The following is a 26,453-nucleotide window of genomic DNA, read 5'->3' as shown; positions in this document are numbered from 1 at the left end:
CCTGTCTAGCATACGGTCCTACCCATACTGGGTTTCGTTCGGACCCAGTAACACCTTTGCCATGCGACAGGAAGCAATCTCTTATGGCCAGCACGACCCTCGGCGTCAAAGTTGATGACGCACTGCGCGACCGCCTCAAGGCCGCCGCGAACAAGCTCAACTGCACGCCTCACTGGCTGCATAAGCAGGCCATTCTTTCTTATCTGGACAAAATCGAGCGGGGCCACTTGCCCGCCGAGATGTCGCATCTGGGCATGGACGCCGGCGCCGACGACGAGTCGGGCGACGCGCCCGCCGCGCCCACCCCGCCGTTCTATGAGTTTGGCCAGGACGTGCAGCCGCAGTCCGTGCTGCGTGCGGCGATTACCGCCGCTTATCGTCGCCCCGAACCGGAATGCGTGCCGCTGTTGCTGGGCCAGGCCCGCGTGCCCAATCTTGAAAAGGTGCACGCCATGGCGGCGGATCTCGTCAAGAAGTTGCGCGGCAAGCGCAGCGGTGGCGGCGTGGAAGGGCTGATCCAGGAATTCTCGTTGTCCAGCCAGGAAGGCGTGGCGCTGATGTGCCTGGCCGAAGCGCTGCTGCGCATTCCCGACCGCGCCACCCGCGACGCGCTGATCCGCGACAAGGTCGCCCGCGGCGACTGGAAGTCGCACATGGGCGGTTCGCAATCGCTGTTCGTCAACGCTGCCACGTGGGGCCTGATGATCACGGGCAAGCTGGTTGCCGTCAGCAGCGAACAGTCCTTGTCCAAGGCGCTGACGCGCCTGATCGGCAAGGGCGGCGAGCCCCTGGTGCGCAAGGGCGTGAACATGGCCATGCGCATGATGGGCGAACAATTCGTGTCCGGCCAGACCATCTCCGAGGCGCTGGCCAACAACCGCAAGATGGAAGCACGCGGCTTCCGCTATTCCTACGACATGCTGGGCGAGGCCGCCACCACGGCCGAAGACGCCGATCGCTATTACGCCTCGTATGAGCAGGCCATTCACGCCATCGGCAAGGCCGCGGCCGGCCGTGGCATCTACGAAGGCCCGGGGATTTCGATCAAGCTGTCGGCGCTGCATCCGCGCTATTCGCGCAGTCAGCGCGAACGGGTCATTGCCGAACTGCTGCCGCGCGTGAAGGCGCTGACGGCGCTGGCACGCAGCTACGACATCGGCTTGAACATCGACGCCGAAGAAGCCGACCGTCTGGAAATCTCGCTGGACCTGCTGGAAGCGCTTTGCTTTGCGCCGGAACTGGAAGGCTGGAACGGCATCGGCTTTGTCATCCAGGCTTATCAGAAGCGCGCGCCGTTCGTCATCGACTACGTCATCGACCTGGCCCGCCGCAGCCGCCACCGCGTGATGGTGCGCCTGGTCAAGGGCGCGTACTGGGACACCGAGATCAAGCGTGCCCAGGTCGATGGCCTGGAAGGCTATCCCGTCTACACCCGCAAGCTGTACACCGATGTGGCCTACCTGGCTTGCGCGCGCAAGCTGCTGAACGCGCCCGAGGCCGTGTACCCCCAGTTTGCCACCCACAACGCCTATACGCTGGCCGCCATCTATCAATTGGCGGGTCAGAACTACTACCCCGGCCAATATGAATTCCAGTGCCTGCACGGCATGGGCGAACCCTTGTACGACGAAGTGGTCGGCCCGCTGGCCCAGGGCAAGCTGAACCGTCCGTGCCGCATCTACGCGCCGGTCGGCACGCACGAAACGCTGCTGGCGTACCTGGTGCGCCGCCTGCTGGAAAACGGCGCCAACACCTCATTCGTGAACCTGATCGGCGACGACACCATTCCGGTTGAATCGCTGGTGGCCGACCCGGTGGAAGCCGCGTCGCGGATTGTGCCGCTGGGCGCGCCGCACGAAAAGATTGCGCTGCCGCGCGAGCTGTACGGCAATCTGCAGCAGGGCGCCCGCGCCAACTCGGCCGGGTTGGACCTGACCAACGAACATCGCTTGGGCTCGTTGTCGGCGGCGCTGTTGGCCAGCGCCGGCACGCCGTGGCGCGCCGGCCCGATGCTGGGCGAGGGCGAGCAAGCCTGGGACGCGGCGCGCGCCATTGAAGTGCGCAACCCCGCCAACCTGCGCGATGTGGTGGGCCACGTGATTGAGGCGCAGTCGGAAGAAGCTGACATCGCCTTGCGCGCCGCCGCCAATACCGCACCCATCTGGCAGTCGACGCCCGTGGCGGAACGGGCGCAATGCCTGCGCCGCGCGGCGCAGTTGCTGGAAGAGCAGATGCAGACCCTGTTGGGCCTGATCGTGCGCGAAGCCGGCAAGTCGCTGCCCAACGCCATTGCCGAAGTGCGCGAAGCCGTGGACTTCCTGCGCTACTACGCAGACCAGGCCGAACAGGAATTCAGCAACGACACGCATCGCCCCTTGGGCACCGTGTTGTGCATCAGCCCCTGGAACTTCCCGCTGGCCATCTTCACCGGCCAGGTCGCGGCCGCGCTGGCTGCCGGCAACACCGTGGTGGCCAAGCCTGCTGAACAAACGCCGTTGATCGCGGCGCAAGCCGTGGCGGTGCTGCGCGCGGCCGGCGTGCCTGCTGGCGCCGTGCAATTGCTGCCCGGCCGTGGCGAAACCGTTGGCGCCCAGTTGGTGGCCAGCCCCGCCGTGCGCGGCGTGATGTTCACCGGCTCCACCGACGTGGCGCGCATCATCGCGCGCACGCTGGCCGATCGCCTGGATGACGACGGCCACACCATTCCGCTGATCGCCGAAACGGGCGGCCAGAACGCGATGGTGGTGGATTCGTCCGCGCTGTCCGAACAAGTGGTGTTCGACGTGTTGAGCTCGGCCTTCGATTCGGCCGGCCAGCGCTGTTCGGCGCTGCGCGTGCTGTGCGTGCAGGAAGACAACGCCGATCACGTGCTGACGATGCTGCGCGGCGCCATGCGCGAGCTGACCGTGGGCAACCCGGACCGCCTCTCGGTGGACGTGGGCCCCGTCATCGACACGGAAGCCCGCAACGGCATCCAGCGCCACATCGAAACCCTGCGCACGGCGGGCCACCGCGTCGATCAGGTTGAACTGAACGGCGAATGCCGCCACGGCACCTTCGTGGCGCCCACCATCATCGAAATCGATCACATCAGCGAACTGACGCGCGAAGTGTTCGGTCCCGTGCTGCACGTGGTGCGCTACAAGCGCGACGAGCTGGACGGCCTGCTGGATGCCATCAACGGTACGGGCTACGGCCTGACCTTTGGCGTGCATACCCGCATCGACGAAACCATTGCACACGTGACCGGGCAAGTGCATGCCGGCAACGTCTACGTCAATCGCAACATCGTGGGCGCGGTAGTGGGCGTGCAGCCGTTTGGCGGCGAATGCCTGTCGGGCACGGGCCCTAAAGCGGGCGGTCCGTTGTACATGTACCGCTTGCTGGGTACGCGTCCGGCTGGTCTGCCGCCCGCGCTGGATGCCGCCGCGCCGCTGCCGCAACGCATTGCGCTGCCCGGCCCCACGGGCGAAACCAACACCTATATGGTCGAACCGCGCGGCGCCGTGTATTGCGTGGCGGCTACCGAAGCGGGTGCGCGGGCGCAGTGGTCGGTGGCACGCTTGACCGGCAACCATGCCTGGTTCGCGGATACGCCAGCCGCGCAGGCGCTGTTGGCCACGCTGGACGCCGAGCAGCAAGGCCAGGCGGGCATTCTTGCCGATGACGAGGTCGACCAGGCTGACTACCAGGCCGTGCTGTTCGAAGGTGATGGCGACGCGCTGCAGGCGCTAAACCAGCGTATCGCGCAGCGTCCGGGGGCCATCCTGTCGGTGCATGGGCTGACGTCCGACGCCTTGGCCGCGGGCGCCTCCTATGTGCCCGAGCGCCTGCTGACCGAACGATCCATCAGCGTCAATACGGCCGCCGCCGGCGGCAACGCCAGCCTCATGACTATCGGTTGACCGAACGGCGAGGGTGACCACGAAGTCACCCTCGATGACCGAGGGTTATCTCCAATATCGGGCAAGGTTGCACTGGAACGAAAATCCGGTCGCACCTCAAGTCTGGATGTCGCAACCCGGCATCCAGACCTTGCAGAACATGCATGCGCGGGACCCGGCCACCGCCGGACCCGCGGTAGTAGAAAAACCAAAAGCCTGGCTAAAAGCTCAGGTATAACAAGGCCTTAAGTACCGCTATCAGTACACGGCCATCCGAGACCCCGGAGGATTCCCCATGAAGTTCCGCACGACTTTGAAGCTACTCGCCGCCAGCATCGCCGCTGTGGGCATGACGGCCGCCGCGTCGGCCGCCGACATCAAACTCGGCTTTGCCGCCCCGTTGACCGGCCCGCAATCGCACTACGGTGAAGACATGCAGAACGGGCTGAACCTGGCTTTGGAAGAAGCCAATAAGAAGGGCATCAAGGTCGACGGCGAACCGGCCAAGTTCGTGCTGGTGTCGCGCGATGACCAGGCCGATCCGCGCGTGGGCGTGCAGGTGGCGCAGCAATTGGTTGACCAGGAAGTCGTGGGCATTCTGGGCCACTTCAATTCGGGCACCACCATCCCCGCGTCGCGTGTCTACCATGAAGCCGGTCTGCCCCAGATCGCCATGGCGACGTCGCCGGAATACACCAAGCAGGGCTACGAAACCACGTTCCGCATGATGACCAGCGACACCCAGCAGGGTGCGGCGGTCGGCAAGTTCATGGTGCAGAATCTGAAGGCCAAGAAGGTCGCCATCATCGACGACCGCACGGCCTACGGCCAAGGTCTGGCCGACGAAGTGGAAAAGGCCGTGAAGGCCGCGGGTGGCGAGATCGTCCGCCGCGAATACACCACCGACAAGGCCAACGACTTCACCGCCATCCTGACCAACATCAAGGGCGCCGCGCCCGACGCGATTTTCTACGGCGGCCTGGACGCGCAGTCCGGTCCCATGAAACGCCAACTGGCCACGCTGGGCCTGAAGGCCCCGCTGGTGTCGGGCGAAATGACGCGCAGCGACACGTTCATCAAGCTGGCGGGCGATGCCGCCGACGGCACGTTTGCGTCCCTGGCCGGCGTGCCGCTGGACAAGATGACGGCGGGCAAGGACTTTGCCCAGCGCTACGAGGCGCGTTTCAAGAAAGCCCCCGGCGTCTATGCGCCGTACGCCTATGACGGCGCCTGGAACATGATCACGGCCATTGAAAAAGCCGGGTCGTCCGACCCCGAGAAGTACCTGCCGGTGCTGGCCAAGCTGAACCGCAAGGGCGCCACCAGCGAGCACATTTCCTACGACGCGAACGGCGATCTCAAGGAAATTTCGGTCACCATCTACGAAGTCAAGAACGGCAAGTGGGAGATGGTTGAAACGATGGTCAGCCAAGCCAACTAAGGCGGGCTGAACCCCGGGCGGGGCCGGCTGCGCCGGTGTCCGCCCACTCTTTGCGCTTGCGCCGCTCGGCGTGGCGCCGTGCCCGCAGCGTCCCGTCCGTCAAGACCAGGGCCGCTGCATTGCGCGACTTTTTCCAGGCTTATTTCCGCGGCCCCTATGGATATCTTCATTCAACAACTGATTAACGGCGTCACGCTAGGCAGCGTGTACGCCCTGGTCGCCCTTGGCTACACCATGGTGTACGGCATCATCGGGCTGATCAACTTCGCGCATGGCGATGTCGTCATGATCGGCGCCATGGCGGCCACGACGGTCGCCATTTCGCTGGTGGGCGGCGACCCCGGCGTGTCGGCCTTCGTGGTGATCGGCGTGGGCCTGCTGGTGTCCGTGCCGCTGTGCATGGCGGTGGGCTGGACGGCCGAGCGCGTGGCCTACCGGCCGCTGCGCCGTGCGCCGCGCCTGGCGGCGCTGATCACCGCGATCGGCGTGTCCATCATCTTGCAGAACGTGGCCATGATGGCCTGGGGCCGCAACTACCTGAACTTTCCGCAAGTGCTGTCGCCGCGCGTGTTCGAGTTTGCCGGCGCGCGCATGAGCACGCTGCAGATTGCCATTGTGGTGATTGCGGCGCTGATCATGGGCGGCTTGCTGGCCATCGTCCACAAGACCCGCCTGGGTACGGCCATGCGCGCCACCGCGCAGAACCGCGAAGTGGCGGGGCTGATGGGCGTGAACATCAACACGGTGATTTCGGCGGCATTCCTGATCGGCTCGGCGCTCGCCGCCGTGGCGGGCATGATGGTCGCCACGTATTACGGCGTGTCGCAATACACCATGGGCTTCATGCTGGGCCTGAAGGCCTTTACCGCCGCGGTGCTAGGCGGCATCGGCAGCATGGTGGGCGCCATGGTCGGCGGCTTGCTGCTGGGCGTGATCGAAGCGCTGGGCGCGGGTTATATCGGCGACATCACGGGCGGCTTTCTGGGCAGCCATTATCAGGACGTGTTTGCGTTCTTCGTGCTGGTGCTGGTGCTGATCTTCCGCCCCTCCGGCCTCTTGGGCGAACGTGTGGGAGACCGCGCATGAACGTATCCCTGAAAAACAGCGGGCTGTCGACCCGCAACCTGATCGGCATTGCGCTGATCGGCATCGTGCTGGCCGTGCTGCCCTTTGTGATCGGCATGGCCGGGCAGAGCTGGGTGCGCATCCTGAACTTTGCCCTGCTGTACGTGATGCTGTCGCTGGGCCTGAACATCGTGGTGGGCTTTGCCGGCCTGCTGGATCTGGGCTACATCGCGTTCTACGCGGTGGGCGCGTATACCTGGGCACTTTTGGCGTCGCCGCATTTCGGGTTGCACCTGCCATTCTGGGCGATCTTGCCGATCGCGCTGGCCGTGGCCTGCCTGTTTGGCGTGCTGCTGGGGGCGCCCACGCTGAAATTGCGGGGCGACTACCTGGCTATCGTGACCTTGGGCTTCGGGGAGATCATTCGCATCTTCCTGAACAACCTTAATGCGCCGATCAACATCACCAACGGGCCGCAGGGCATCAACCGCATCGATACCTTCAAGGTGGGCGAGTTCTCGTTCGGGCGCACGGAAAGCTTGCTGGGCATGCGTTTCACGGGGCCTGAAAAGTACTACTACCTGCTGCTGGCCATCACGCTGATCATCATCGTGGTGTGCGTGCGCCTGCAGAATTCCCGCATTGGCCGTGCGTGGGAAGCCATCCGCGAAGACGAGATCGCGGCCAAGGCAATGGGCATCAACACCCGCAACATCAAGCTGCTGGCGTTCGCCATGGGCGCGTCTTTCGGTGGCGTGGCGGGCGCCTTGTTCGCATCGATGCAGGGCTTTGTCAGCCCCGAGAGCTTCTCGCTGATGGAGTCGATTTCCATCCTGTGCATGGTGGTGCTGGGCGGTATGGGGCATATCCCGGGCGTCATCCTGGGCGCGCTGATCCTGGCGGCCTTGCCGGAGTTCCTGCGCGCGGTGGTGGAACCCTTCCAGCACATGGTGTTTGGCGCCGTGGTGCTGGACCCCGAAGGCATCCGCATGCTGCTGTTCGGCCTGGCCATGGTGTGCGTCATGCTGTTCCGACCGGCGGGCCTGTGGCCGTCGGCCGTGCGCAAGCGCGAGCTGTCGTCGAAGGCGCAAGGGGGTGCGGCATGAGCAAGCTGCTGCAAGCGCAGGGGCTGGGCAAACGCTTTGGCGGCCTGCAAGCCTTGTCCGACGTCAGTTTCGATATTGAGCAGGGCGAAATCTATGGCCTGATCGGCCCGAACGGCGCGGGCAAGACTACGCTGTTCAATGTGTTGACCGGCTTGTACATCCCGGAAGACGGCAGTTGCACGTTCAACGGTGCATCCCTGTCCGGCAAGAAGCCGCATGAGGTCGCCTACGCGGGGCTGGCGCGCACGTTCCAGAACATCCGCCTGTTCGCCAATTTGTCGGCCATTGAAAACGTGATGATCGGGCGCCACCTGCGCACCAAGGCTGGCGTCTTGGGCGCGGTGCTGCGCACGCGCGCCACGCGGGCGGAAGAAGCGGCCATCGAGGCGCGGGCGCAGGAACTGCTGGATTACGTGGGCATCGGCCATCGCGCCAATGACGTTGCGCGCTCCTTGCCTTATGGCGATCAGCGCCGCCTGGAGATTGCGCGCGCCTTGGCCACGGACCCGAAGTTGCTGGCGCTGGACGAGCCCGCGGCCGGCATGAATGCATCGGAAACGGTGGTGCTGCGCAAGCTGGTCGAAAAGATCCGCGACGATGGCGTCACGGTGCTGCTCATCGAGCACGACATGAAGCTGGTGATGGGCCTGTGCGACCGGGTGCTGGTGCTGGAATACGGCAAGGTGCTGGCCATGGGCAAGCCCGCCCAGGTGCAGCGCGACCCGAAGGTTATCGAAGCGTATCTGGGCGCCGGCGCGGCGCAAGACCCGCTGATTCACAAGGAGAGCCCGGCATCATGACGGCATCCCAACCCTTATTGGAATTGCGCGGCCTGCAAGTGGCGTATGGTGGCATCCGCGCGGTGCGCGGTATCGACCTGCGCGTGGACTCGGGTGAACTCGTGTGCCTGATCGGCGCCAACGGCGCGGGCAAGAGCACGACGCTACGCGCCATTTGCGGCCTGGTGCCGCTGGCGGGCGGTGAAATCGTCTACGGCGGGCAGTCGATCGGTGGCACCAAGTCGCATGAACTGGTTCGCCGTGGCCTGGTCATGGTGCCTGAAGGTCGGGGCATCTTCGGCCAACTCACCATCGAAGAGAACCTGGCGATGGGCGCGTACATCCGGCGCGATGCCGCACAGGTTCGCCAGGATACCGACCGCGTGTTCACGCTGTTTCCCCGGCTGGCCGAACGCCGCAAGCAGGCGGCCGGCACCTTGTCGGGCGGTGAGCAGCAGATGGTGGCGATGGGCCGCGCCATGATTGCGCGCCCCAAGCTGCTTTTGCTTGATGAGCCCTCGATGGGCTTGGCGCCGCTGATGGTCGAAAAGGTGTTCGAGGTGGTACGCACCATTGCCAGCGAGGGCGTGACCATTTTGCTGATCGAACAGAACGCGCGCCTGGCCCTGGAAAACAGCCATCGGGGCTACGTGATGGAGTCGGGCGAGATCATCCTGTCCGGCCCCGCCAGGCAGATGCTGCATGACCCGAAGGTCAGGGCGGCGTATCTGGGCGAAGTCGAGGAAGCCTCGGCCTAGCAAACCCTTTGCGTTGCAAAGCAAAATGCCCGGCATCCGGTTCAGTTCGGATGCCGGGCATTTTCATGCGCGTCAGGAACGTGCTCAGGCGGGCTGGGGCACCACGCGTTTTTTGCCGATCCGCAAGGCAATGAACGCGGCGATCAAGCCCGTGATGCCGGAAATCACAAAAGCCATCAGGTAGCTGCCTTGCGCTTCGCGGATGGCGCCCGCCATCCAGGCGGCGCTGGCCGCGCCCAACTGGTGGCCCGCGACGATCCAGCCGAACACGATGCCGGCGTCGCGTTCGCCGAAGGCTTCGGTGGTCAGGCGCAGCGTGGGTGGCACCGTGGCGATCCAGTCCAGCCCGAAGAAGATGGCGAAGATCGACAGGCTGTAGAACGAGAAATCGGAATAGGGCAGGTAGATCAGCGACAGGCCGCGCAAGGCGTAGTAGACGAACAGCAGCTTGCGCGGGTCGTAGCGGTCGGTCAGCCAGCCGGATGCCGTGGTGCCGACCAGGTCAAAGATGCCCATCAAGGCCAGCAGGCCCGCGGCTTGCACTTCCAGCATGCCGTGGTCGCCACACAGCGCGATCAGGTGCGTGCCGACCAGGCCATTGGTGGTGAAGCCGCAAATGAAGAACGTGGCGAACAGGAACCAGAAGGTGGGGGTCTTGGATGCGCGCGCCAGGGCGCCGAACGTGGCGGCCAACATGCCGGTGCGCGGCGCGACGGGGGCGGGCGGCGCATGCGGGTCGCTACCGAACGGCACCAGGCCGACGTTGGCCGGGCGGTCGGGCACCAGCCACCAGGCTAGCGGCACCATCGCGGCGGCGGCCGCCGCCACCGTCCAGACCACGCGCGTCCAGTCGCCGGAAGACGCCAAGGTGGCAAGAATGGGCAGGAAGACCAGGGTGCCGCTGGCGGTACTGGCGGTCAGCAGGCCCATCATCAGGCCGCGATGCTTGGTGAACCAACGGTTCACGATCGTGGCGCCCAGCACCGAGGCGACGGCGCCGGAGCTCAAGCCCGAGAACACGCCCCAGCTCATCAGCAGGTGCCAGGGCTCCGTCATGTACGCGCTGACGGCGCTGGAGGCGGACATCAGGACCAGTGCGGTAATCAGCACGCGGCGCAAGCCAAAGCGTTCCATGGCGGCGGCGGCGAAAGGGCCGACCAGCCCATATAGGAAGATGCCCGCGGCGGCGGCGAATGAAATCGAACTTCGGCTCCAGCCAAAGGCTTCTTCTAGCGGTACCAGTAGTACGCTGGGCGTGGAGCGCAGCCCGGCAGATACCAGCAAGGCCAGGAATATCACTGCCACGACGACAAAAGCGTACTTTTGCCCGGCGCGGCGGAAGGGAATTGGGGGGTGAGCTATACTCATGTTACTGACCGGTACGTATCTAAGTTTGCGAGTCTGTGAATGGTACGTACCGGTCAGTAACATCGTCAAGCGCTTTTTGATGGATGTGTTTTTCGCGCCGTTTTCAGGAGTCCAGCATGGCCACCAAGCCCAATCCGGGGTTCGACATCGCGCCCGACATCGCACCCGATAAAGCGGCGCAGCCCGCTTCCAAGCCGCTGCTTGCGGCCGACCGCATCCGCAAGACGGCGCGCGAAATGTTCTACCGCGATGGCATCCGCGCCGTGGGCGTGGACGCCATCGTCAATCAAGCCGGCGTGACCAAGCCCAGCCTGTACCGCAGTTTTTCGTCCAAGGACGAATTGGCCGCGGCCTATCTGCGGGATTACGAGGCCGAATTCTGGGCACGTTTCGATGCCGCTTGCGATGCGCATCCGGGCGACCCGCGCGCGCAGTTGCTGGATTACCTGTCGGGCCTGAGCAAGCGCGCGGTGGTAAATGGCTATCGCGGTTGCGGGCTGACCAACGCCGCGGTCGAATACCCCGAACCCCAGCACCCGGCTCGCGCGGTTGCCGTAGAGCACAAGCTGGAGTTGCGGCGCCGCTTGAACGAGATGGCGGCGGGCATGGGCGTGCGCGATCCCGAGGCCCTGGCCGACGGCTTGCTGCTGTTGATTGAAGGCGCCTTTGTGTCCAGCCAGCTATTTGGCGAGGGTGGCCCGGCAGGGCGCGTGGCGGACATGGCCGATAAGTTGATTCAGGCGCATCGGGTCGCCTGAATGGGGGGGCGGAGTTGCACAAGACTAGTGCTTAACGTGGTGCCGCTTGCACCGCTTTGGTGGTGTTTGTCCCCATTGCGCAACGGTTGAAAAAATGCTTGAAGTTTTTATTGCGACGCAGCAAACGCGGATCTAACATGAAGTCATGTTGTTCCACATCGCGCTTTCTCAAGGAGAGAATCATGAGCGATACCGCGTTGAAAAATGCCCGTATGTCGGATGCGCTGGAGCGGTCCTTGATCCGCGAGGCCGTCAAAGCGGAAACCCTGTCCGGTCCCTTCAACCGTGACCTGTGGTTGCGCCTGAAGGTGCGCGTGTCCTCGTTTGGCGGCGCCGTCGGCGAAGTCCTGCACGACATGGATGTCGGACGAAAGCAGCATCCGGTCGTCTCCGCCTACCACTAAGGCGCCAACCCGCCCGCCGCCCCGCCGGCGCAAGCGGCAAGCCAAAAAAACGCCAGCACATGCTGGCGTTTTTTTTGGCCTAGACCAGCATGTCGACAAGCAGGTAGCCGTCCAGGATCACGATGCCCACCGTGGCGCTGATGGCGGCCCATGCCCAGGCACCGCGCAGCGCATATTGGCCCATCACGCCCTTGCGGCAGGCCAACACCACCAGCGGGCCCAGTGCGAAGGGCAGGGCCAGGCTCAGGACGACCTGGCTCAGGACGAGCAATTCGTCGGGATCCTTGCCGCCCGTGAAGATCAGCAGGCCAACGGCCGCCGCGCCCGCAATCAAGCGGGTGGCCAGCGCGCGGCGCCGATCCGACCAGTTGCTGCGGATCTGGAATCCCTTGGAGAGAATACGCCCGGCCAGCGCCCCCGTGATCGTGGAGCTTTGGCCGGCGGCATACAGTGCCACCGCGAAGACGACCGCGGCGCCGATTCCCAAGTTGTGGCCGATGACGGCGTGCGCGTCATCCAGGCTGGACACGATCAGGCCCGAGCCGGACAGCGATGCCGCCGCCACGATCATGATTGCCGAGTTGATCAGCATGGCCACGCCCAGCGACACGATGGTGTCGTTGCGGGCCACGCGCATCGCCATGCCGCGCGCGGACGACGGCAGCGACTGCGCGCGTTCCGCCAGCGAGCCGGAATGCAGGTACAGATTGTGCGGCATCAAGGTGGCGCCCAGGATGCCCAGCGCAATCAGAAAACCCTGGGGATTGCGCAATGCCTCACCGGTTTCCGTCACGCCGTGCGCCACGGCCGTCCAGGCGGGGTTCGCCTTGAACAGCAGGAACACGAACGATGCGGCCACCACGCCCAGCAGTACGGCAATCACCCGTTCATGGCGGTCGGCGTTGCCGCGCGTCAAGGCCAGCACGGCAAACGTGCCCACGCCGGTAACGGCCACGCCCGCGATCAGGGGCAGGTCAAACAACAGTCGCAACGCAATGGCGCCACCGATCAGTTCGGCCAGGGCCGTGGCCAGAATGGCGGCCTCGCCCGCCAGCCAGGCGGCCTTGGACCAGCGCGCGGGCAGGTGGCGGGCAGTCAGGGTGGCCAGGTCTTGGCCGGTGGCCAGCGCCAGGCGCGACACCAATATCTGAAAGCCCAGCGCCAGGAATGCCGAGGTGATGACGACCATCAGCAGGCCGTAGCCGAAGCCGCTGCCGCCCGCGATGTCGGTCGCCCAGTTGCCCGGGTCGATGTAGCCCACGGCCACGAGAATGCCCGAACCCACCATGCGGCGCAGGTTCGCCGACACTTGGGCGTCCTGGGCCAGGGCGGCCTTGCCGCCTGAGATCGCGTAGATGAAACCGGTCATGCGGCGCTCCTGAGAATGGTTCTCATTTTCTAGAAGCGCCTCTCGGCCGTCAAATTGATTTTGGAAAAGCTTGGGATAGGGTGGGCCAATGGCGCCGGCCTGGGCCAGCCCCATCAGCCGGTCTCGCGCTTAGGACTTGAGCTTTGCTTCCATGGTGATCTTGGCGTTCAGCACCTTGGAAACCGGGCAGCCGGTTTCCGCCTTGCGCGCCGCCTCTTCGAAGGCCTGGGCGGTGGCGCCCGGAATGACGGCTTCCACGCTCAAGTGGACGGCGGTGATGGAAAAGCCATCGTCCACCTTGTCGAGCGTGACTTCGGCCTTGGTGTCCAGGCTGGTGGCGACCATGCCGGATTCGGACAGGATGTTCGATAGCGCCATCGTGAAGCAGCCGGCGTGCGCGGCGCCCAGCAATTCCTCGGGGTTCGTGCCCGGCGTGTCGCCAAAGCGCGTGTTGAACCCATAAGGCTGATCCTTGAGTGCGCCGCTTTGGGTGGAGATCGTGCCCTTGCCAGTCTTCAGATCGCCCGACCAGGCGGCGGATGCGGTTTTCTTCATAGTGACTCCTTTAAGGGAAGGGCGCGTGCGTCGCGGACGCGCCCGGTGCAAAAAGACGACCGCCGGCAAGGCGGCGTGCCTTGCCGTGCAAGGCATGAACGATGATAAGACGAGGCCGGGGGGCGGGCGCGGAATCCACCGGTGCGCAACGGCAAGCCGATGTAACGGCGTCGGGTATCTCGACTTGATCATCCGCGGTACGCCGTGGTCCATCAGGCAAAATAGCGGCATCTGTTCAACCACCCCAAGAGCTGCTGTCATGCCTCGCCATTTTCTTCGCTATGCCTGCGCCGTCGCGCTGATGCTGCCCACCTTGACCTCCCAAGCCGAAATCGTGATCGGCGTGGACGTGTCCACCACCGGCCCCGCCGCCTCCATTGGTATCCAGACCAACAACGCGATTCGCCTGTGGCCCGACACGCTGGGCGGCGAGCCGGCGCGCTATGTGGTGCTGGACGATGGCACCGACGTCAGCCGCGCGGTGAAGAACCTGCGCAAGCTGACGTCCGAAGACAAGGTGGACGCCATCGTCGGCCCCAACACCACGGCGGCCGCCCTGGCCGCGCTGGACGTGCTGGCCGAAACCAAGACGCCCATGATTGCCCTGGCGGCCTCCAGCGTCATCGTGGAACCCCTGTCCGACCCCAAGCGGGCCTGGGCGTTCAAGATGCCGCAGAATGATTCCCTGATGGCTGCTGTGCTGGTCGAGGACATGAAGAAGAAGGGCCTGAAAAACGTGGCCTTCATCGGATTCGCGGATTCCTATGGCGATAGCTGGTGGAAGGAGTTCAACGCCGCGGCCGGCAACGACCTGAAGATCGTGGCGCAGGAACGCTTCCAGCGTACCGATGCGTCGGTGGTGGGGCAGGTGCTGAAGGTGATCTCGGCCAAGCCGGACGCCGTGCTGATTGCCGGCGCGGGCACGCCCTCGGCCCTGCCGCAAAAGACCTTGCTGGAACGCGGCTACACCGGCGCCATCTATCAAACCCACGGCATCGGCACGCTGGAATTCCTGCAGGTTGGTGGCCGGGATGTGGAAGGCACCCTGTTCCCGACTGGCCCGGGCGTGGTGGCGCGCGAACTGCCCGACAGCAATCCGGTGAAGAAAGTGGCCGTGGCGTTTGCCGACAAGTACGAAGGCCAGTACGGCGCCCACACGCTGACGCAGTTTGCGGGCGACGCCTATGGCGCCTGGATGTTGCTGGACTCGGCGGTGGCCCGCGCGCTGAAAACAGGCGCCAAGCCCGGCACGCCGGAGTTCCGTGCCGCGTTGCGCGATGCCTTGGAAAACACGCGCGATCTGGTCGTGCCCAACGGGGTGCTGAACATTTCGAAGGACAACCATCAAGGCTTTGATGAGCGCGCCCGGGTGATGGGTACCGTCAAAAACGGCCGCTTTTCGTACGCACAATAGCGCGGCCATGTTTTCCTACGTTTTGTAACGTTTGCTGACGCTTCATAGGGCATCGGGTTCCAAAAGCAGGCTTAGGCCTGCTTTTTTACGCCTACATGATTAGTGTCGAAATCATTTAATAGCGTATTATTTTTAGCGAAGCCATGTACCTAGAAATAAATTTGGGAGAAAGAATCCATGACCTTGCTTCAATCCAAACGCGTGCTGTTGGCCCTGGGCCTGGGCGTGTTGGCCGCGTGTTCCGACTCGGGAGGCGACAAGCCCCAGGCCGCCGGCGAGGGGGCGTCCACCTCCGCTACCAGTACGCTGGAAGCCGCCAAGGCGGCGGGCAAAATCCGCATCGGCTACGCGAACGAGGCGCCGTTTGCTTACATGGACAGCAAGGAAGCCAAGGTCACGGGTGAATCCGTGGAAATTGCGCGCGTGGTGCTCAAGCGCATGGGCATCAACGAAGTGGAAGGGGTGCTGACCGAATTCGGCTCCTTGATTCCCGGCCTGGCCGCCAAGCGTTTCGACATCATCGCCGCCGGCATGTATGTGACGCCCGAGCGCTGCAAACAGGTGGTGTTCTCGGACCCCACCTATGGCGTGGGCCAGGCTTTCCTGGTGAAGCAGGGCAACCCCAAGAACCTGCACAGCTACGAAGATGTGGTGAAGAACCCGGACGCCAAGCTGGGTGTGGTGGTAGGCGCCATCGAGGGCGAATACGCTGAAAAAGTGAAGATTCCATCGGGCCAGATCGTGGTGTTTCCGGACGCCGTCAGCGCCTTGTCGGGCGTGCAGGCGGGCCGCGCAGACGCCTACGCCGCCACCGGTTTGACGGTCAACGACCTGATGGGCAAGACGCAGGCGGGCAGCGACCTTGAAAAAGCAGAGCCGTTCACCGACCCGGTGATCGACGGCAAGAACGTACGCGGCTACGGTGCGTATGCCTTCCGCACCGAAGACAAGGACTTTGCCACCGCGTTTAATGCCGAACTGACGAAATTCATCGGCACGGACGAACACAAGAAGCTGGTGGCGCCCTTTGGCTTTACCGAAGACGAACTGCCCCAAGGCGTAACGGCTGCCAAGCTCTGCGCCGGCGAGTAAGGAGCGCCGATGCAACTTCTGTCGGAACACATCGCGGCGCTGGTGCCGCCCCTGCTTGAGGGTCTGGGGGTCACGCTTCAGATCATGGCGGGGGCCGTCGTGCTGGCGGTGCCCCTGGCGCTGGCCTCGGGTATCGGCCGCCTGTCGCCCATGCGACCAGTGCGCTGGCTGTCATCGGTCTACGTCGAGGTCTTCCGGGGTACGTCGGCCCTGGTGCAACTGTTTTGGTTCTATTTCGTGCTGCCGCTGTTTGGCGTCCAGTTGCCGGCCATGCTGGTGGGTATCGTGGTGCTGGCCTTGAATGCCGGGGCTTACGGCGCGGAGGTGGTGCGCGGCGCGATCCGGGCCGTGCCGCCCGGCCAGCGCGAGGCGGGTATCGCCCTGAACCTGACGCGCACGCAGATCATGCGGCGAATCGTGGTGCCGCAAGCGATACCGGCCATGCTGCCGCCCGCGGGCAACCTGCTGATCGAACTGATGAAGAACACGGCGCTGGTGTCGCTGATCACGATTACCGACCTGACTTTCCGCGGCCAACTGCTGCGCAGCGAAACCCTGCGCACCACCGAGATTTTCACTTTGATGCTGTTGATGTACTTCGCGGTGGCCTTGGTCATTACTGCCTGCGTACGCCTGCTTGAGCGGAGGGTCCGCGTCCGATGACACCGATATTCGATTGGTCTTTCGCCCTGGAAATCTTGCCCACGCTGGGCTCGGCGCTGGTCATCACGATTCAGGCGACGGTGCTGGGCATGCTGGTGGCCATTACGCTGGGCCTGGTCCTGGCCATGCTGCGGCGCTCGAGCTTGCACATTGTGTCGCTGCCCACGGCGTTCGTGATCGAGTTCGTCCGCAGCACGCCCTTGCTGGTGCAGATGTACTTCCTGTTCTACGTGCTGCCGCTGACGGGCGTGCAGATGTCGCCGTTGGCGACCGGCATCGTCGCGCTGGGCGTGCATTACGCCACGTACTGCGCCGAGGTCTATCGCGCTGGCATTGAAGCGGTGCCGCGCGGGCAGTGGGAAGCCGCCACGGCGTTGAACATGTCGCGCTGGCGCACGGCGGTTGGCGTGGTGCTGCCGCAGGCGATTCCGCCGGTGGTGCCCGCGCTGGGCAACTATCTGGTGGCGATGTTCAAGGACACGCCGTTGCTGTCGGCCATTACGGTGGTTGAACTGCTGCAGCAAAGCAAGATGATCGGATCGGCCACGTTCCGGTACACCGAACCCCTGACGCTCGTGGGCGTGCTGTTCCTGGCCTTGAGCCTGGTGGCGGCGTGGGGTGTGCGCGGCCTGGAGGCCCGCCTGCAACGATATGGAGGAAAGCGATGAGCGCCAGCTTGACCATCAAGAATCTGCACAAGCGTTACGGAGATCTGGAGGTGCTGCGCGGCATCAACCTGGAAATCCCGGCGGGCCAGACGGTGGCCGTGATCGGCCCGTCCGGTTCGGGCAAGTCCACCTTGCTGCGTGTCCTGATGACGCTGGATCAGCCCACCAGCGGCGATATCGAAATCGATGGCCAGACGATGTGGACGGACGAACAGGGCCGGCCGGTGGGCGTCAATTCCGAGTATCTGCGCCGGGTGCGCGGCAAGATCGGCATGGTGTTCCAGCATTTCAACCTGTTCCCGCACATGACCGCGCTGGGCAATGCCATGGAAGCGCCTATACACGTGCTGGGTATGTCCAAGGACCAGGCGCGCGAGCGCGCCGTGGAATACCTGGACATGGTCGGGCTGGGCGACAAGCTGGATGTTTACCCCGCCCAGTTGTCCGGCGGCCAGAAGCAGCGCGTGGGCATTGCGCGCGCGCTGGCCATGTGCCCGGAAATCATGCTGTTCGACGAAGTGACGTCGGCGCTTGATCCGGAGTTGGTCGGCGGCATTCTGGAAATTCTGCGCAAGCTGTCGGCCCGCCGCAGCATGACGATGATCATCGTGACCCACCAGATGAAATTCGCCGAACGCAGCTCTGACCGCACGCTGTTCTTCGACCAGGGCAATATCGTCGAGGACGCGGAATCGTCCGTGCTGTTCAGCGAGCCGAAAGAAGCGCGCACGCGGCAGTTCCTGGATTCGGTGATTGAAGGCCAATAGCCGGGGCGTTTAACCCTGACGGGGGCGATGGGATTGCGCTTGGCGTCAAGCGCGGGCGCTATGCTTTCGCATCCCATGCCCGGAGGCGCCCATGAGTCACCTGTTCAGTCCCACGTCGGTCGGCAACGTCCCACTGGCCAATCGCATCGTCATCGCACCCATGTGCGAATACTCGGCCGAAAACGGCTGTGCCACCGATTGGCACATGATCCATCTGGGACATCTGGCCTTGTCCGGCGCGGCGTTGCTCTTTACCGAAGCGACCTCGGTGGAGCCCGATGGCCGCATATCGCCGGGAGACCTGGGGCTGTGGTCCGACGAGACCGAGGCGGCGTTGGGCCGCGTGGTCGCCGCGGTACGTCGCTATTCGCCCATCAAGCTGGGTATCCAGTTAGGCCATGCCGGCCGCAAGGCGTCCAGCGACGCGCCCTGGAACGGTGGCCAACTGGTGCCGCCGTCCGAAGGCGGCTGGCAAGGCTGGGCGCCGTCGCCCATTGCGCACAAAGCCTCCGAACCGCCGCCGCTGGCGTTGGATGAAGCCGGCCTGGCGCGTGTGCGCGATGCCTTCGTGGACAGCGCACGCCGTGCCATCCGCCTGGGCTTTGACGCCATCGAGCTGCACGCCGCGCACGGCTACCTGCTGCATCAGTTCTTGTCGCCCGTGGCGAACCAGCGCACGGATGCCTATGGCGGCTCGCTTGAAAACCGCATGCGCTTTCCGCTGGAAGTGTTCCAGGCGCTGCGTGAAGCCACGCCGGCTTCGGTTGCGCTGGGTGTGCGCGTGTCGGCCACGGATTGGGTGGAGGGCGGCTGGGATCTTGAGCAGACGCTGGTCTTCGCGCAGCAGTTGAAGGATCGCGGCTGCGAGTTCATTGACGTTTCCAGTGGCGGTGTTTCGTCGCAGCAGAAAATTCCGGTGGGGCCGAACTACCAGGTGCCGTTCGCGGCCGAGATCAAGCGGCAGGTGGGCATGCCGACCATCACGGTGGGCCTGATCACCGAAGCGCAGCAGGCCGAGGACATCCTGGCCGAAGGCCAGGCGGATATGGTCGCGCTGGCGCGTGGCATGCTGTACGACCCGCGCTGGCCCTGGCACGCGGCGGCGCAGTTGGGCGGGCAAGTGGCTGCGCCCCACCAATACTGGCGCTCGCAACCGCGCGAACTGAAGGAACTGTTTGGCGAGACACGCTTCGGCCAGCGTTGAATCTGAACAGCAGGGCCTGCAATGAAAATCGCCGCTTGAAGCGGCGATTTTTTTGAAGCGGCGTTTTTGCCCGGATGCGTTTGCCGCAGCCTTACAGGCGTGCGTAGGCCTGTTCCAGTTCGCGCGCCATCGCGTCGGCGAAATCCGCGCTGGCGGGGTCCAGTTGCGACAGCAGGCGAGCCAGCACGACGTTGTCTTCTTCGCCGTTCCAGATCTTGATGTAGGTGCCTTCCTTGTAGCCGTGCTGCTGGCGGAAGATGTTCAGTACGTTCTTCGATACGTACTGCGTGTAGGCGTCGTTCCAGCTCATGTCGCAGGCGGTCATGGTCTGTTCCAGCACCTTGTAGCTGGCGCGGCCGCAGACGGCCAGGCCGCCGATCAATTCCAGCAGTTCCGGCACGGGCAGGGCGCCCAGGGAATAGGTCTTGCCGTCCAGCGTGACGGAAGCGGGCGTGGCCAGGTCGGCCATCAGGGCGCGCGCGGCATCGGCTTGCTGGCCGCCGGCTTGGACGATGGTGTGCGACAGGTAGAAGTGCAGGATGTCCACCAGTTCCATCTGCACCTGGGGCAGGTCGATGGTTTGCTTCTTCCACCATTTCCAGCCGTAGTGCTCCAACGCTTCGGCGGACTCAACAAAAGCGGCACGCAGGAAACGCGATCCACCGTTGACCCAGTCGGGATTGATCATGCTGTTCAAGTGGTCCTGCAGCTTCAGCATCGTGGCCGCTTGGGCCTGGTTCAATCCGACAACGTTATTCACTTTTACTCCGTAATTCTTGAGGGTCTTTGCGACGGCGGCGGAAATGTTAGCACCATTGGCCGGCCGCCCCGCGGCTTCAGTTGTCCTTGCGGTAGGACGACGTTTTCAGTGGCGGAAGCTTGCCCGGCAAGGTGCCGCTTGACTTGCGCGCGCTGCTGGCGGCCTTAAGCAGCATGACCGCGAAGAACCCCAGAAATGCCGCGGGCATCAACTCGTCCAGTTCGAAATGGGGCGTGCGCATCACGCGGAAGGCGATACTGGCGGCCGCCCAGCCCGCCAGCACGCCGCCTACAGTGAGGATGACGCCAAATTTGCGCTGGCGCGCGCGCTGGGCCATGGAAATTTCGGCCGCGTCGGAAGGGGCGGTGGCGCCAGGGGAGCCGGTGCTGCGTGGAGACGAAGCCGTGTTGCCCCAGGGGGCGGTGGACAAGGAGTCGCCCGAGGCGGGGGCTGGTACCGGGACCGGCACGGCGACGCTGGCCTGGCGCGACGCGCGGCGCTTTTCGGGCACCTTGCCGGGCGTGACGCCGCCGGCGGTGGACAGGTTTTCGATGTAGCGCGCGAAATCGCCGTCTTTTGGCTCCAGGTCAATCGCCATGCCCATTCTCCGATCAGTTGCCGCGCCGTTGCCTGGCCGGTTGACGGCGCTTGCGCACCATGGCCAGCAGAAGCCCGCATCCTAGCAGCACTGAGAGGCCCGCGCCGATCATCATGGCGATTTGCTGCGCGTTTTCCGCCGTGCCCAGGCTGCGCGCGGTGATGTAGCCCGGCGCCAGCATCAACGGCATCCACAGCAGCGCCGATATCACGTTGGCCAGTTGGAAACGGTTGTGTCCCATGCCCATCACCCCCGCCACGGTGGGAATGGTTGAGCGGATGGGGCCCAGAAAACGGCCGATCAGGACCGAGGCGAAGCCATAGCGGTAAAAGAACAGCCGCGCGCGCGCCACGCCAGTGCGTTGCTGCTTGAGCGGCCAGCGGCGCAAGACGCCCGGGCCCGCCCAGCGGCCCAGCCAGTACGACAGCGCATCGCCCACAATGGCGCCGGCGATACCCCAGGCGACCACGCCCCAGGGGTCCAGCGTGCCCGCGCCGATCAAGCCGCCCGTCAGCAGCATCAACGCCGTCGCGGGAATGAACAGGCCCACCAGCACCATCGATTCCCCCAGGGTAAGCAGGAACGTGATGGGGCCCGCCCACACCTGGTTGGCCTCGATGAAGAGACCGATCTTGTCGATATATTGATCCATGAATGCCAAGTCTGAAAATTAGCTGAAAGCAATCGGGTATCTTAACGCCTGGCTTGGTGGCCAAATGTTATCTAGGCTGTCTGATTGATGCGGTTGATGGAAGGTTCGACTGGGAAACTATGGATTCGGTAACACAAGCCGTGCTGGGCGCGGGCATACAAGGCGCGCTGTTGGGGCGCTTCCAGGGGCGCCGGGCGCTGATCTACGGAGCGGTGCTGGGCAGCCTGCCCGATCTGGACGTATTGGTGCGGTACCCCGATCCAGTGTCGCTAATGACCTACCACCGGGGGTTCTCCCATTCGGTGTTCGTGCTGACCGGCCTGGCCATGCTGCTGGCCTGGCTGATACGCAAATACTGGCCCCAGGCACCCTATGGCGGACGACGGCTGTTCCTGACGATATGGCTGGTGCTGGTGACGCATCCGATACTGGATTCGTTCACCGTCTACGGCACGCAGCTTTTTTGGCCGATGACCTCCATACCCGAAAGCTGGTCGGCTATTTTCATTATTGATCCCGTCTACACGGTGCCGATGTTGCTCGCCGTGTTCTACGCCATCGCCGTCGGGATGACGCAGCGCGCGCGTCGCTTCTTGGCGGGCGTGCTCGTTTTCAGCACGGCGTACCTGGGCTTCGGGCTGGCCAGCCGCATGGCGGCTGAAGACCGGGTGCGCGATGCGATGCGCGAACAGGGTATCGCCGTGACCGAACTGCGGGCTGTGTCGATGCCGTTCAATACGCTGGTCTGGCGTGTGATTGCCAAGACGCCGGATGGCGACTACTACGAAGCCGTCAGCAGCCTGTTCGACCGCGGGCCCCCGGAATGGCTGCGACAACCCTTGCACCTGGACCTGGCGCGTGCGCTGGCCGACGCGCCGCTGCACCAGCGCCTGCAATGGTTCACGGACGATTGGCTGCGTTACGACGCCATCGGTGACGCCTTGGTCGTGAGCGATTTGCGCATGGGCATGGCGGGGCATTACACCTTCCGCTTCAAGATGGCCGAGCGCACGCCGGAGGGGGGCTGGAAGCCGGTCACGCCGTCCAGCTGGCCAAGCGAGCGCGGTGGCTGGGAGGAATTGAAGCTCGTGCTGGCGCGCATCCTGCATGCGCAACCGCCGTTGCCGCTGGCGCAATGGTCCACGATGGCCGACCGGTAATTCACAACTGCTGAATTGCGTTAATCATCCTGACGTGGTCCAGGCCCCGATAAACCGGGGGCTTTTTGTCGGAACGATGCATATTGACCGCGTTCCAGGCGCTGGATTATGCTTGTTCTTTATTAAGGAACTTTTGTTCCATTTTATGGAACAGCCATGAGTATTCTAGACGGAGTCCAGCGCGTTCTGTCGCTCTACGCGGACGGCGCCATGGAACTGAGCTTCACCGATGTCGCGGCGCGCCTGGCGATGCCCAAGAGCACCGCATCGCGCCTGCTGAACCAGATGCAGCGCTACGGCATGCTGGACCAGGACCCGGCCTCCCGCCGATACCGTCCCGGTGCCTTGTTGGCACAGGCGGTGCGCGCCGGCATGGCCGCCACGCCGCTGGACGAAGCCTGCCGCGACGTGCTGGCAAGGCTGTCCGAAGACAGCGGCCTGACCGCCTATCTGTCCACCTTGAACCAGCGCGAAACCGTGGTGTTGCAGCGCTTGAACGGCTCGAATCCCGTACAGGTGCTGTCGCCGCCCGGTTCGCGTCGCAATGCCTCGGGCACCGCGATGGGCCGTGCCCTGCTGTCGCGCTTGAGCGATACCGAATTCCAGGCCTTGTATGGCGCTGACCCCACGCAGCCCTTGCCCATGGAAGGCCGCGATTGCCCTGCCACGGTGGGCGACCTGGCTCGGCTGGTCGAGCAGTCGCGCGCCGATCGCTGCGGCCTCGCCATTGACCAGGCCATGCCCGGCATCGGCGCCGTGGCCGCCGCCGTGCGCGATCCGGCCACGGGTGAATTGCGCGGCCTGTGCCTGTCGTTCGTGTCGTTCCAGGCCGATGCCGCACGCGTGGCGCGCCTGCGCGAAACGGTGCTTACGCAGGTGGCCGGACTGGGGCGCCAATTGAACGATCCCTACTGGCTACCCTGAATTCTTCCTTTTGCTTTGTTGACGGAATCTTTCCATGAACCTTTTGCTACTCAGCAACTCCAGCAGCGACGCCGGCTACCTGGTGCACGCCCTGCCGGACATCCGCGAACTGATCGACACCCTGCCGCCTGGTTCGCCGGCCGTGTTCGTGCCGTTTGCCGGCGTCACGCGCGGCTGGGACGACTACACCGCGCTGGTGGCCTCGGCCCTGGCGGACACGGGCTTGTCCATTGAGGGTCTGCATTGCGCAGAGGACCCCGTGGTGGCGCTGGAAAACGCCGCCGTCATCATCGTGGGGGGCGGCAACACGTTCAACCTGTTGGGGCAATTGCGTCGCCAAGGCCTGCTGGACGTGGTGAAGCGCCGCGTGCGCGCGGGCGCGGCGTATCTGGGCTGGAGCGCCGGTTCCAACCTGACGTGCCCCACCATCTGCACCACCAATGACATGCCCATTACCGACCCCGGCGGCTTCGATGCCCTGGACCTGATCACGTTTCAGATCAACCCGCACTACACCAACGCGCATCCGCCCGGACACCGTGGCGAAACGCGCGCCCAGCGTCTGGCCGAGTTCTGCGCGTTGAACCCCGCGATGCCGGTGCTTGGCCTGCCCGAAGGATCGGGCCTGCGCGTGCGCGGTCAGCAGCTCGAACTGATCGGCCCCTACGACGCCCCGTTGTTCCTGGGCCACGAAGAGCCGCGCGTGTTCCGGCCAGGTCCACTGAAGATTCCGGCATGAAGCAGGTGATCGACACCATCGAGCTGCTGTCGTCAGCGCACATTAACGGCGACGCGGTGGCCAAGGTGCTGCGCGACGCCGGCGATTGCGAGGTGGAAGTCACCCGCCTGGAACACGACGGCGCCGCCACCGATTTCCTGTCCATCGTCATTCCCGGCCTGGATGCCGCCGCGCCGCAACTGGGCATCATCGGCCGCCTGGGCGGCATCGGCGCGCGGCCCGCCGTGACGGGTCTGGTGTCCGATAGCGATGGGGCCGTTGTGGCAATTGCCGCGGCGCTCAAGCTGCTGGCGATGGCGCGCCAGGGCGACTTGATGCCGGGCACCGTGCGCATCCGCACACACATCTGCCCGCGTGCCGGCACGCGCCCGCATCATCCCGTGCCAATGATGCGTTCGCCTTTCCCCATGCGCGAAATGATGTCGCACGAGGTGGACCCGCGCATGGACGCGATCCTGTCCGTGGACACCACGCGCGGCAACCGCCTGGTGAACAAGCGTGGCATCGCGCTGACGCCGGTGGCCAAGCAAGGCTATTTGCTGCGCATCCCCGAAACGATGCTGGACGTGATGGGGTGGGTAAGTGGTGAACTTCCCGTGACTCTGCCGCTGACGACGCAAGACATCACGCCCTTTGATAACGGCCTGTGGCATGTGAATTCGCTGATGCAGCCGGCCACGGCCACCGATGCACCCGTCGTGGGCGTGGCGTTGACCGCGCAAACCACCGTGCCCGGTTGCGCCACCGGCGTCACCAACGCCGTGGACGCCGACGTCGCGATGCGTTTCTGCATAGAAATTGCCAAGCTGTATGGCCAAGGCGCGATGACGTTCTTCGATGAAGCGGAGTGGCACGCGCTGCAAGCCCGCTATGGCTCGATGGCGCACCTACAGACCGTGGGCTGCATCCCGTAGGATGGGTGAAGCGCGCGATAACAAAGACAAGAACCCCGCCACTGAACGCGCGTAACCCATCGCATGGCGCTGCGATTTTGGTGCTGTGGCTTAAGTTGTGTTGGTGCTGTGGCTGAAATTGCTTTGGGGCTGGCGTTGCGTGATGGGTTTCGCGCGTTCGCCGTTGTTTTTCTTGCCCTGGCCTTCCCGCGCTGCACCCATCCTACGTGGGAAAGCGTGCGGCAATTTCCGCGATCAGGCGGCGGGCGGCTTCCAGCTTGTCGCCCGCGGGCAGCGGGTGGGCGCCTTGTTCGTCGAACAGGACCAATTCGGTGGTGTCCGCGTCCATGACCTTGTGCGCCAGGTTGCCCACCAGCAGCGGGATGCCCTTGCGCTGGCGCTTGGCTTCGGCATGTTCGGCCAGCTTCTCGGTTTCGGCCGCGAAGCCAACACACCATGGGCCGTTTTCCAGCTTGGCCACTTCGGCCAGGATGTCTGGATTCGGTTCAAATTCCATCAGCGGCGCGCCGCCGCCTTCGCTCGTCTTCTTCAGCTTTTGCGTGCTGACGTTCTTCACGCGCCAGTCGGCCACGGCGGCCACGGCAATGAAGATGTCGGCATCGGCCGCGCTGGCCATCACGGCGTCATGCATCTGGCGCGCGGTCATGACCGATAGTGCCGTCACGCCGCGCGGCACGGGCAGGAAGGTGGCGCCGGTAATCAAGGTCACGCGCGCACCGGCTTCGCGCGCGGCGCGGGCCAGGGCGTAGCCGGTCTTGCCCGACGAGCGGTTGCTCAACACGCGCACGGGGTCAACCGGCTCGGACGTGGGGCCGGCGGTCAGCAGCACGTGGCGACCCGCCAGCAGCTTGGGCTGGAAAAACGCAATCAGGTCGCTCAGCAGTTCATGCGATTCCAGCATGCGGCCGTCGCCGGTCTCACCGCAGGCCTGCTCGCCCGCCGACGGGCCCAGCACGCTGATGCCGTCCGCGCGCAGTTGTTCAACATTGCGTTGGGTTGCCGGGTTGGCCCACATCTCGCGGTTCATGGCGGGCGCCACCAGCAAGGGACAGGCGCGCGCCAGGCACAGCGTGGACAGCAGGTCGTCGGCCATGCCGTGCGCCAGCTTGGCCATGAAATCGGCGCTGGCGGGTGCGATCAGCACGGCGTCGGCGCCGCGCGTCAGGTCGATGTGCGCCATGTTGTTGGGCACGCGCGCGTCCCAGGCGTCCACGAATACCGGCCGGCCCGACAGGGCTTGCATCGTCACGGGCGTGATGAAGTGCGTGGCCGCCTCGGTCATTACCACGTCGACGGTGGCGCCTTGTTCGGTCATGCGCCGCACCAGCTCGGCGATTTTGTAGCAGGCGATGCCGCCGGTCAGACCGAGGACGATGCGTTTGCGGGCGAGATCGAGCATGAGGGCGTGGCG

At 64.6% G+C, this 26,453-nt stretch carries 26 protein-coding genes; 18 read left to right on the top strand and 8 right to left on the bottom strand.

All coding sequences use genetic code 11. The features are described from left to right. Positions 1 to 83: 83 nt before the first annotated feature. The 6 genes from putA to P8T11_RS08905 all read left to right on the top strand — a co-directional run bounded on the left by putA (position 84) and on the right by P8T11_RS08905 (position 9,033). Positions 84 to 3,905: a trifunctional transcriptional regulator/proline dehydrogenase/L-glutamate gamma-semialdehyde dehydrogenase gene (putA, locus tag P8T11_RS08930; RefSeq protein ID WP_268082266.1), complete on the top strand. Its 3,822-nt coding sequence runs from the start codon at positions 84 to 86 to the stop codon at positions 3,903 to 3,905. Between the two features lie 274 nt (positions 3,906 to 4,179). Continuing rightward, positions 4,180 to 5,325, top strand: a complete 1,146-nt coding sequence (locus P8T11_RS08925) for a branched-chain amino acid ABC transporter substrate-binding protein (protein ID WP_268082267.1) — start codon at positions 4,180 to 4,182, stop codon at positions 5,323 to 5,325. Positions 5,326 to 5,481: 156 nt separating this feature from the next. After that, positions 5,482 to 6,411, top strand: a complete 930-nt coding sequence (locus tag P8T11_RS08920; protein WP_050445214.1) for a branched-chain amino acid ABC transporter permease — start codon at positions 5,482 to 5,484, stop codon at positions 6,409 to 6,411. Next, complete coding sequence (locus P8T11_RS08915; RefSeq protein ID WP_127185008.1) at positions 6,408 to 7,496, top strand: ABC transporter permease subunit; 1,089 nt, start codon at positions 6,408 to 6,410, stop codon at positions 7,494 to 7,496. The genes P8T11_RS08920 and P8T11_RS08915 overlap by 4 nt, the downstream gene beginning before the upstream one ends. Beyond that, entirely contained in the window at positions 7,493 to 8,296 is an 804-nt protein-coding gene (locus P8T11_RS08910) for an ABC transporter ATP-binding protein (RefSeq protein WP_050445217.1), read from the top strand. The genes P8T11_RS08915 and P8T11_RS08910 overlap by 4 nt, the downstream gene beginning before the upstream one ends. After that, a complete protein-coding gene (locus P8T11_RS08905) occupies positions 8,293 to 9,033 on the top strand; it encodes an ABC transporter ATP-binding protein (RefSeq protein WP_268082268.1) in 741 nt (246 codons plus the stop codon). The genes P8T11_RS08910 and P8T11_RS08905 overlap by 4 nt, the downstream gene beginning before the upstream one ends. An 84-nt stretch (positions 9,034 to 9,117) precedes the next feature. Here P8T11_RS08905 and P8T11_RS08900 read toward each other — a convergent pair whose 3' ends face one another. Continuing rightward, positions 9,118 to 10,401, bottom strand: a complete 1,284-nt coding sequence (locus P8T11_RS08900) for an MFS transporter (protein WP_268082269.1) — start codon at positions 10,399 to 10,401, stop codon at positions 9,118 to 9,120. A 116-nt stretch (positions 10,402 to 10,517) separates the two neighbouring features. Here P8T11_RS08900 and P8T11_RS08895 point away from each other — a divergent pair, with 116 nt between their 5' ends. Continuing rightward, positions 10,518 to 11,159, top strand: coding sequence for a TetR/AcrR family transcriptional regulator (locus P8T11_RS08895; protein ID WP_268082270.1), 642 nt, complete (start codon positions 10,518 to 10,520; stop codon positions 11,157 to 11,159). 31 nt (positions 11,160 to 11,190) lie between these two features. Here P8T11_RS08895 and P8T11_RS08890 read toward each other — a convergent pair whose 3' ends face one another. Next, positions 11,191 to 11,343, bottom strand: coding sequence for a hypothetical protein (locus P8T11_RS08890; protein ID WP_164741270.1), 153 nt, complete (start codon positions 11,341 to 11,343; stop codon positions 11,191 to 11,193). Here P8T11_RS08890 and P8T11_RS08885 point away from each other — a divergent pair. After that, entirely contained in the window at positions 11,342 to 11,563 is a 222-nt protein-coding gene (locus P8T11_RS08885) for an XRE family transcriptional regulator (RefSeq protein WP_268082271.1), read from the top strand. The genes P8T11_RS08890 and P8T11_RS08885 overlap by 2 nt on opposite strands. 79 nt (positions 11,564 to 11,642) lie before the next feature. On the opposite strand, the gene P8T11_RS08880 is transcribed toward P8T11_RS08885, so the two are convergent. Both P8T11_RS08880 and P8T11_RS08875 read right to left on the bottom strand, forming a co-directional pair. Continuing rightward, positions 11,643 to 12,932, bottom strand: a complete 1,290-nt coding sequence (locus P8T11_RS08880; protein WP_268082272.1) for an Nramp family divalent metal transporter — start codon at positions 12,930 to 12,932, stop codon at positions 11,643 to 11,645. 129 nt (positions 12,933 to 13,061) lie between these two features. Then, positions 13,062 to 13,487, bottom strand: a complete 426-nt coding sequence (locus P8T11_RS08875) for an OsmC family protein (protein WP_268082273.1) — start codon at positions 13,485 to 13,487, stop codon at positions 13,062 to 13,064. Positions 13,488 to 13,746: 259 nt separating this feature from the next. On the opposite strand from P8T11_RS08875, the gene P8T11_RS08870 reads away from it, so the two are divergent. The 6 genes from P8T11_RS08870 (at position 13,747) to P8T11_RS08845 (ending at position 19,295) form a co-directional block, all read left to right on the top strand. Beyond that, a complete protein-coding gene (locus tag P8T11_RS08870; protein WP_268082274.1) occupies positions 13,747 to 14,901 on the top strand; it encodes an ABC transporter substrate-binding protein in 1,155 nt (384 codons plus the stop codon). A gap of 177 nt (positions 14,902 to 15,078) precedes the next feature. Next, entirely contained in the window at positions 15,079 to 15,993 is a 915-nt protein-coding gene (ehuB, locus tag P8T11_RS08865) for an ectoine/hydroxyectoine ABC transporter substrate-binding protein EhuB (protein WP_268082275.1), read from the top strand. A gap of 9 nt (positions 15,994 to 16,002) precedes the next feature. Beyond that, positions 16,003 to 16,656, top strand: coding sequence for an ectoine/hydroxyectoine ABC transporter permease subunit EhuC (gene ehuC / locus P8T11_RS08860; RefSeq protein WP_268082276.1), 654 nt, complete (start codon positions 16,003 to 16,005; stop codon positions 16,654 to 16,656). After that, positions 16,653 to 17,324: an ectoine/hydroxyectoine ABC transporter permease subunit EhuD gene (gene ehuD, locus P8T11_RS08855; RefSeq protein WP_268082277.1), complete on the top strand. Its 672-nt coding sequence runs from the start codon at positions 16,653 to 16,655 to the stop codon at positions 17,322 to 17,324. Before ehuC ends, ehuD begins: the two co-directional genes overlap by 4 nt. Further along, positions 17,321 to 18,091: an ectoine/hydroxyectoine ABC transporter ATP-binding protein EhuA gene (gene ehuA / locus P8T11_RS08850; protein ID WP_268082278.1), complete on the top strand. Its 771-nt coding sequence runs from the start codon at positions 17,321 to 17,323 to the stop codon at positions 18,089 to 18,091. Before ehuD ends, ehuA begins: the two co-directional genes overlap by 4 nt. Positions 18,092 to 18,182: 91 nt before the next feature. After that, complete coding sequence (locus P8T11_RS08845) at positions 18,183 to 19,295, top strand: NADH:flavin oxidoreductase/NADH oxidase (protein WP_050445231.1); 1,113 nt, start codon at positions 18,183 to 18,185, stop codon at positions 19,293 to 19,295. A gap of 91 nt (positions 19,296 to 19,386) precedes the next feature. On the opposite strand, the gene P8T11_RS08840 is transcribed toward P8T11_RS08845, so the two are convergent. The 3 genes from P8T11_RS08840 to P8T11_RS08830 all read right to left on the bottom strand — a co-directional run bounded on the left by P8T11_RS08840 (position 19,387) and on the right by P8T11_RS08830 (position 21,305). After that, on the bottom strand, positions 19,387 to 20,037 hold the full coding sequence (locus P8T11_RS08840) for a dUTPase (RefSeq protein WP_268082412.1): 651 nt from the start codon (positions 20,035 to 20,037) through the stop codon (positions 19,387 to 19,389). A 94-nt stretch (positions 20,038 to 20,131) separates the two neighbouring features. Continuing rightward, positions 20,132 to 20,653, bottom strand: a complete 522-nt coding sequence (locus P8T11_RS08835; RefSeq protein ID WP_268082279.1) for a hypothetical protein — start codon at positions 20,651 to 20,653, stop codon at positions 20,132 to 20,134. Positions 20,654 to 20,666: 13 nt separating this feature from the next. After that, entirely contained in the window at positions 20,667 to 21,305 is a 639-nt protein-coding gene (locus P8T11_RS08830; RefSeq protein ID WP_268082280.1) for a DedA family protein, read from the bottom strand. Between the two features lie 119 nt (positions 21,306 to 21,424). Here P8T11_RS08830 and P8T11_RS08825 point away from each other — a divergent pair, with 119 nt between their 5' ends. The 4 genes from P8T11_RS08825 to P8T11_RS08810 all read left to right on the top strand — a co-directional run bounded on the left by P8T11_RS08825 (position 21,425) and on the right by P8T11_RS08810 (position 25,042). Beyond that, the gene (locus P8T11_RS08825) at positions 21,425 to 22,465 is read left to right on the top strand and encodes a metal-dependent hydrolase (RefSeq protein WP_268082281.1); all 1,041 of its coding nucleotides are present in this window, start codon (positions 21,425 to 21,427) and stop codon (positions 22,463 to 22,465) included. A 156-nt stretch (positions 22,466 to 22,621) separates the two neighbouring features. Next, positions 22,622 to 23,389 (top strand): IclR family transcriptional regulator, encoded by a 768-nt coding sequence (locus P8T11_RS08820; RefSeq protein ID WP_268082282.1) that lies wholly within the window; start codon positions 22,622 to 22,624, stop codon positions 23,387 to 23,389. Between the two features lie 34 nt (positions 23,390 to 23,423). After that, positions 23,424 to 24,128 carry a dipeptidase PepE gene (pepE, locus tag P8T11_RS08815; protein WP_268082283.1) on the top strand — a complete coding sequence of 235 codons (705 nt, stop codon included), beginning with the start codon at positions 23,424 to 23,426 and terminating at the stop codon, positions 24,126 to 24,128. Beyond that, entirely contained in the window at positions 24,125 to 25,042 is a 918-nt protein-coding gene (locus tag P8T11_RS08810) for a DUF1177 domain-containing protein (RefSeq protein ID WP_268082284.1), read from the top strand. The genes pepE and P8T11_RS08810 overlap by 4 nt, the downstream gene beginning before the upstream one ends. A 202-nt stretch (positions 25,043 to 25,244) precedes the next feature. Here P8T11_RS08810 and coaBC read toward each other — a convergent pair whose 3' ends face one another. Further along, on the bottom strand, positions 25,245 to 26,441 hold the full coding sequence (coaBC, locus tag P8T11_RS08805) for a bifunctional phosphopantothenoylcysteine decarboxylase/phosphopantothenate--cysteine ligase CoaBC (protein ID WP_100856331.1): 1,197 nt from the start codon (positions 26,439 to 26,441) through the stop codon (positions 25,245 to 25,247). Positions 26,442 to 26,453 lie beyond the last annotated feature (12 nt).

Origin of the sequence: Achromobacter spanius (genome assembly GCF_029637605.1) — a bacterium.
Classification (GTDB): domain Bacteria; phylum Pseudomonadota; class Gammaproteobacteria; order Burkholderiales; family Burkholderiaceae_B; genus Achromobacter; species Achromobacter spanius_E.
The sequence above is the reverse complement of the archived record's forward strand: the minus strand, read 5'-3'. Positions and strand labels throughout refer to the sequence as shown.

What these genes read in the sequence shown, in the direction of transcription:
- putA (WP_268082266.1), top strand. Translation starts at nt 84, where the DNA reads ATGGCCAGCACGACCCTCGGCGTCAAAGTTGATGACGCACTGCGCGAC.
- P8T11_RS08925 (WP_268082267.1), top strand. Translation starts at nt 4,180, where the DNA reads ATGAAGTTCCGCACGACTTTGAAGCTACTCGCCGCCAGCATCGCCGCT.
- P8T11_RS08920 (WP_050445214.1), top strand. Translation starts at nt 5,482, where the DNA reads ATGGATATCTTCATTCAACAACTGATTAACGGCGTCACGCTAGGCAGC.
- P8T11_RS08915 (WP_127185008.1), top strand. Translation starts at nt 6,408, where the DNA reads ATGAACGTATCCCTGAAAAACAGCGGGCTGTCGACCCGCAACCTGATC.
- P8T11_RS08910 (WP_050445217.1), top strand. Translation starts at nt 7,493, where the DNA reads ATGAGCAAGCTGCTGCAAGCGCAGGGGCTGGGCAAACGCTTTGGCGGC.
- P8T11_RS08905 (WP_268082268.1), top strand. Translation starts at nt 8,293, where the DNA reads ATGACGGCATCCCAACCCTTATTGGAATTGCGCGGCCTGCAAGTGGCG.
- P8T11_RS08900 (WP_268082269.1), bottom strand. Translation starts at nt 10,401, where the DNA reads ATGAGTATAGCTCACCCCCCAATTCCCTTCCGCCGCGCCGGGCAAAAG.
- P8T11_RS08895 (WP_268082270.1), top strand. Translation starts at nt 10,518, where the DNA reads ATGGCCACCAAGCCCAATCCGGGGTTCGACATCGCGCCCGACATCGCA.
- P8T11_RS08885 (WP_268082271.1), top strand. Translation starts at nt 11,342, where the DNA reads ATGAGCGATACCGCGTTGAAAAATGCCCGTATGTCGGATGCGCTGGAG.
- P8T11_RS08890 (WP_164741270.1), bottom strand. Translation starts at nt 11,343, where the DNA reads ATGATTCTCTCCTTGAGAAAGCGCGATGTGGAACAACATGACTTCATG.
- P8T11_RS08880 (WP_268082272.1), bottom strand. Translation starts at nt 12,932, where the DNA reads ATGACCGGTTTCATCTACGCGATCTCAGGCGGCAAGGCCGCCCTGGCC.
- P8T11_RS08875 (WP_268082273.1), bottom strand. Translation starts at nt 13,487, where the DNA reads ATGAAGAAAACCGCATCCGCCGCCTGGTCGGGCGATCTGAAGACTGGC.
- P8T11_RS08870 (WP_268082274.1), top strand. Translation starts at nt 13,747, where the DNA reads ATGCCTCGCCATTTTCTTCGCTATGCCTGCGCCGTCGCGCTGATGCTG.
- ehuB (WP_268082275.1), top strand. Translation starts at nt 15,079, where the DNA reads ATGACCTTGCTTCAATCCAAACGCGTGCTGTTGGCCCTGGGCCTGGGC.
- ehuC (WP_268082276.1), top strand. Translation starts at nt 16,003, where the DNA reads ATGCAACTTCTGTCGGAACACATCGCGGCGCTGGTGCCGCCCCTGCTT.
- ehuD (WP_268082277.1), top strand. Translation starts at nt 16,653, where the DNA reads ATGACACCGATATTCGATTGGTCTTTCGCCCTGGAAATCTTGCCCACG.
- ehuA (WP_268082278.1), top strand. Translation starts at nt 17,321, where the DNA reads ATGAGCGCCAGCTTGACCATCAAGAATCTGCACAAGCGTTACGGAGAT.
- P8T11_RS08845 (WP_050445231.1), top strand. Translation starts at nt 18,183, where the DNA reads ATGAGTCACCTGTTCAGTCCCACGTCGGTCGGCAACGTCCCACTGGCC.
- P8T11_RS08835 (WP_268082279.1), bottom strand. Translation starts at nt 20,653, where the DNA reads ATGGCGATTGACCTGGAGCCAAAAGACGGCGATTTCGCGCGCTACATC.
- P8T11_RS08830 (WP_268082280.1), bottom strand. Translation starts at nt 21,305, where the DNA reads ATGGATCAATATATCGACAAGATCGGTCTCTTCATCGAGGCCAACCAG.
- P8T11_RS08825 (WP_268082281.1), top strand. Translation starts at nt 21,425, where the DNA reads ATGGATTCGGTAACACAAGCCGTGCTGGGCGCGGGCATACAAGGCGCG.
- P8T11_RS08820 (WP_268082282.1), top strand. Translation starts at nt 22,622, where the DNA reads ATGAGTATTCTAGACGGAGTCCAGCGCGTTCTGTCGCTCTACGCGGAC.
- pepE (WP_268082283.1), top strand. Translation starts at nt 23,424, where the DNA reads ATGAACCTTTTGCTACTCAGCAACTCCAGCAGCGACGCCGGCTACCTG.
- P8T11_RS08810 (WP_268082284.1), top strand. Translation starts at nt 24,125, where the DNA reads ATGAAGCAGGTGATCGACACCATCGAGCTGCTGTCGTCAGCGCACATT.
- coaBC (WP_100856331.1), bottom strand. Translation starts at nt 26,441, where the DNA reads ATGCTCGATCTCGCCCGCAAACGCATCGTCCTCGGTCTGACCGGCGGC.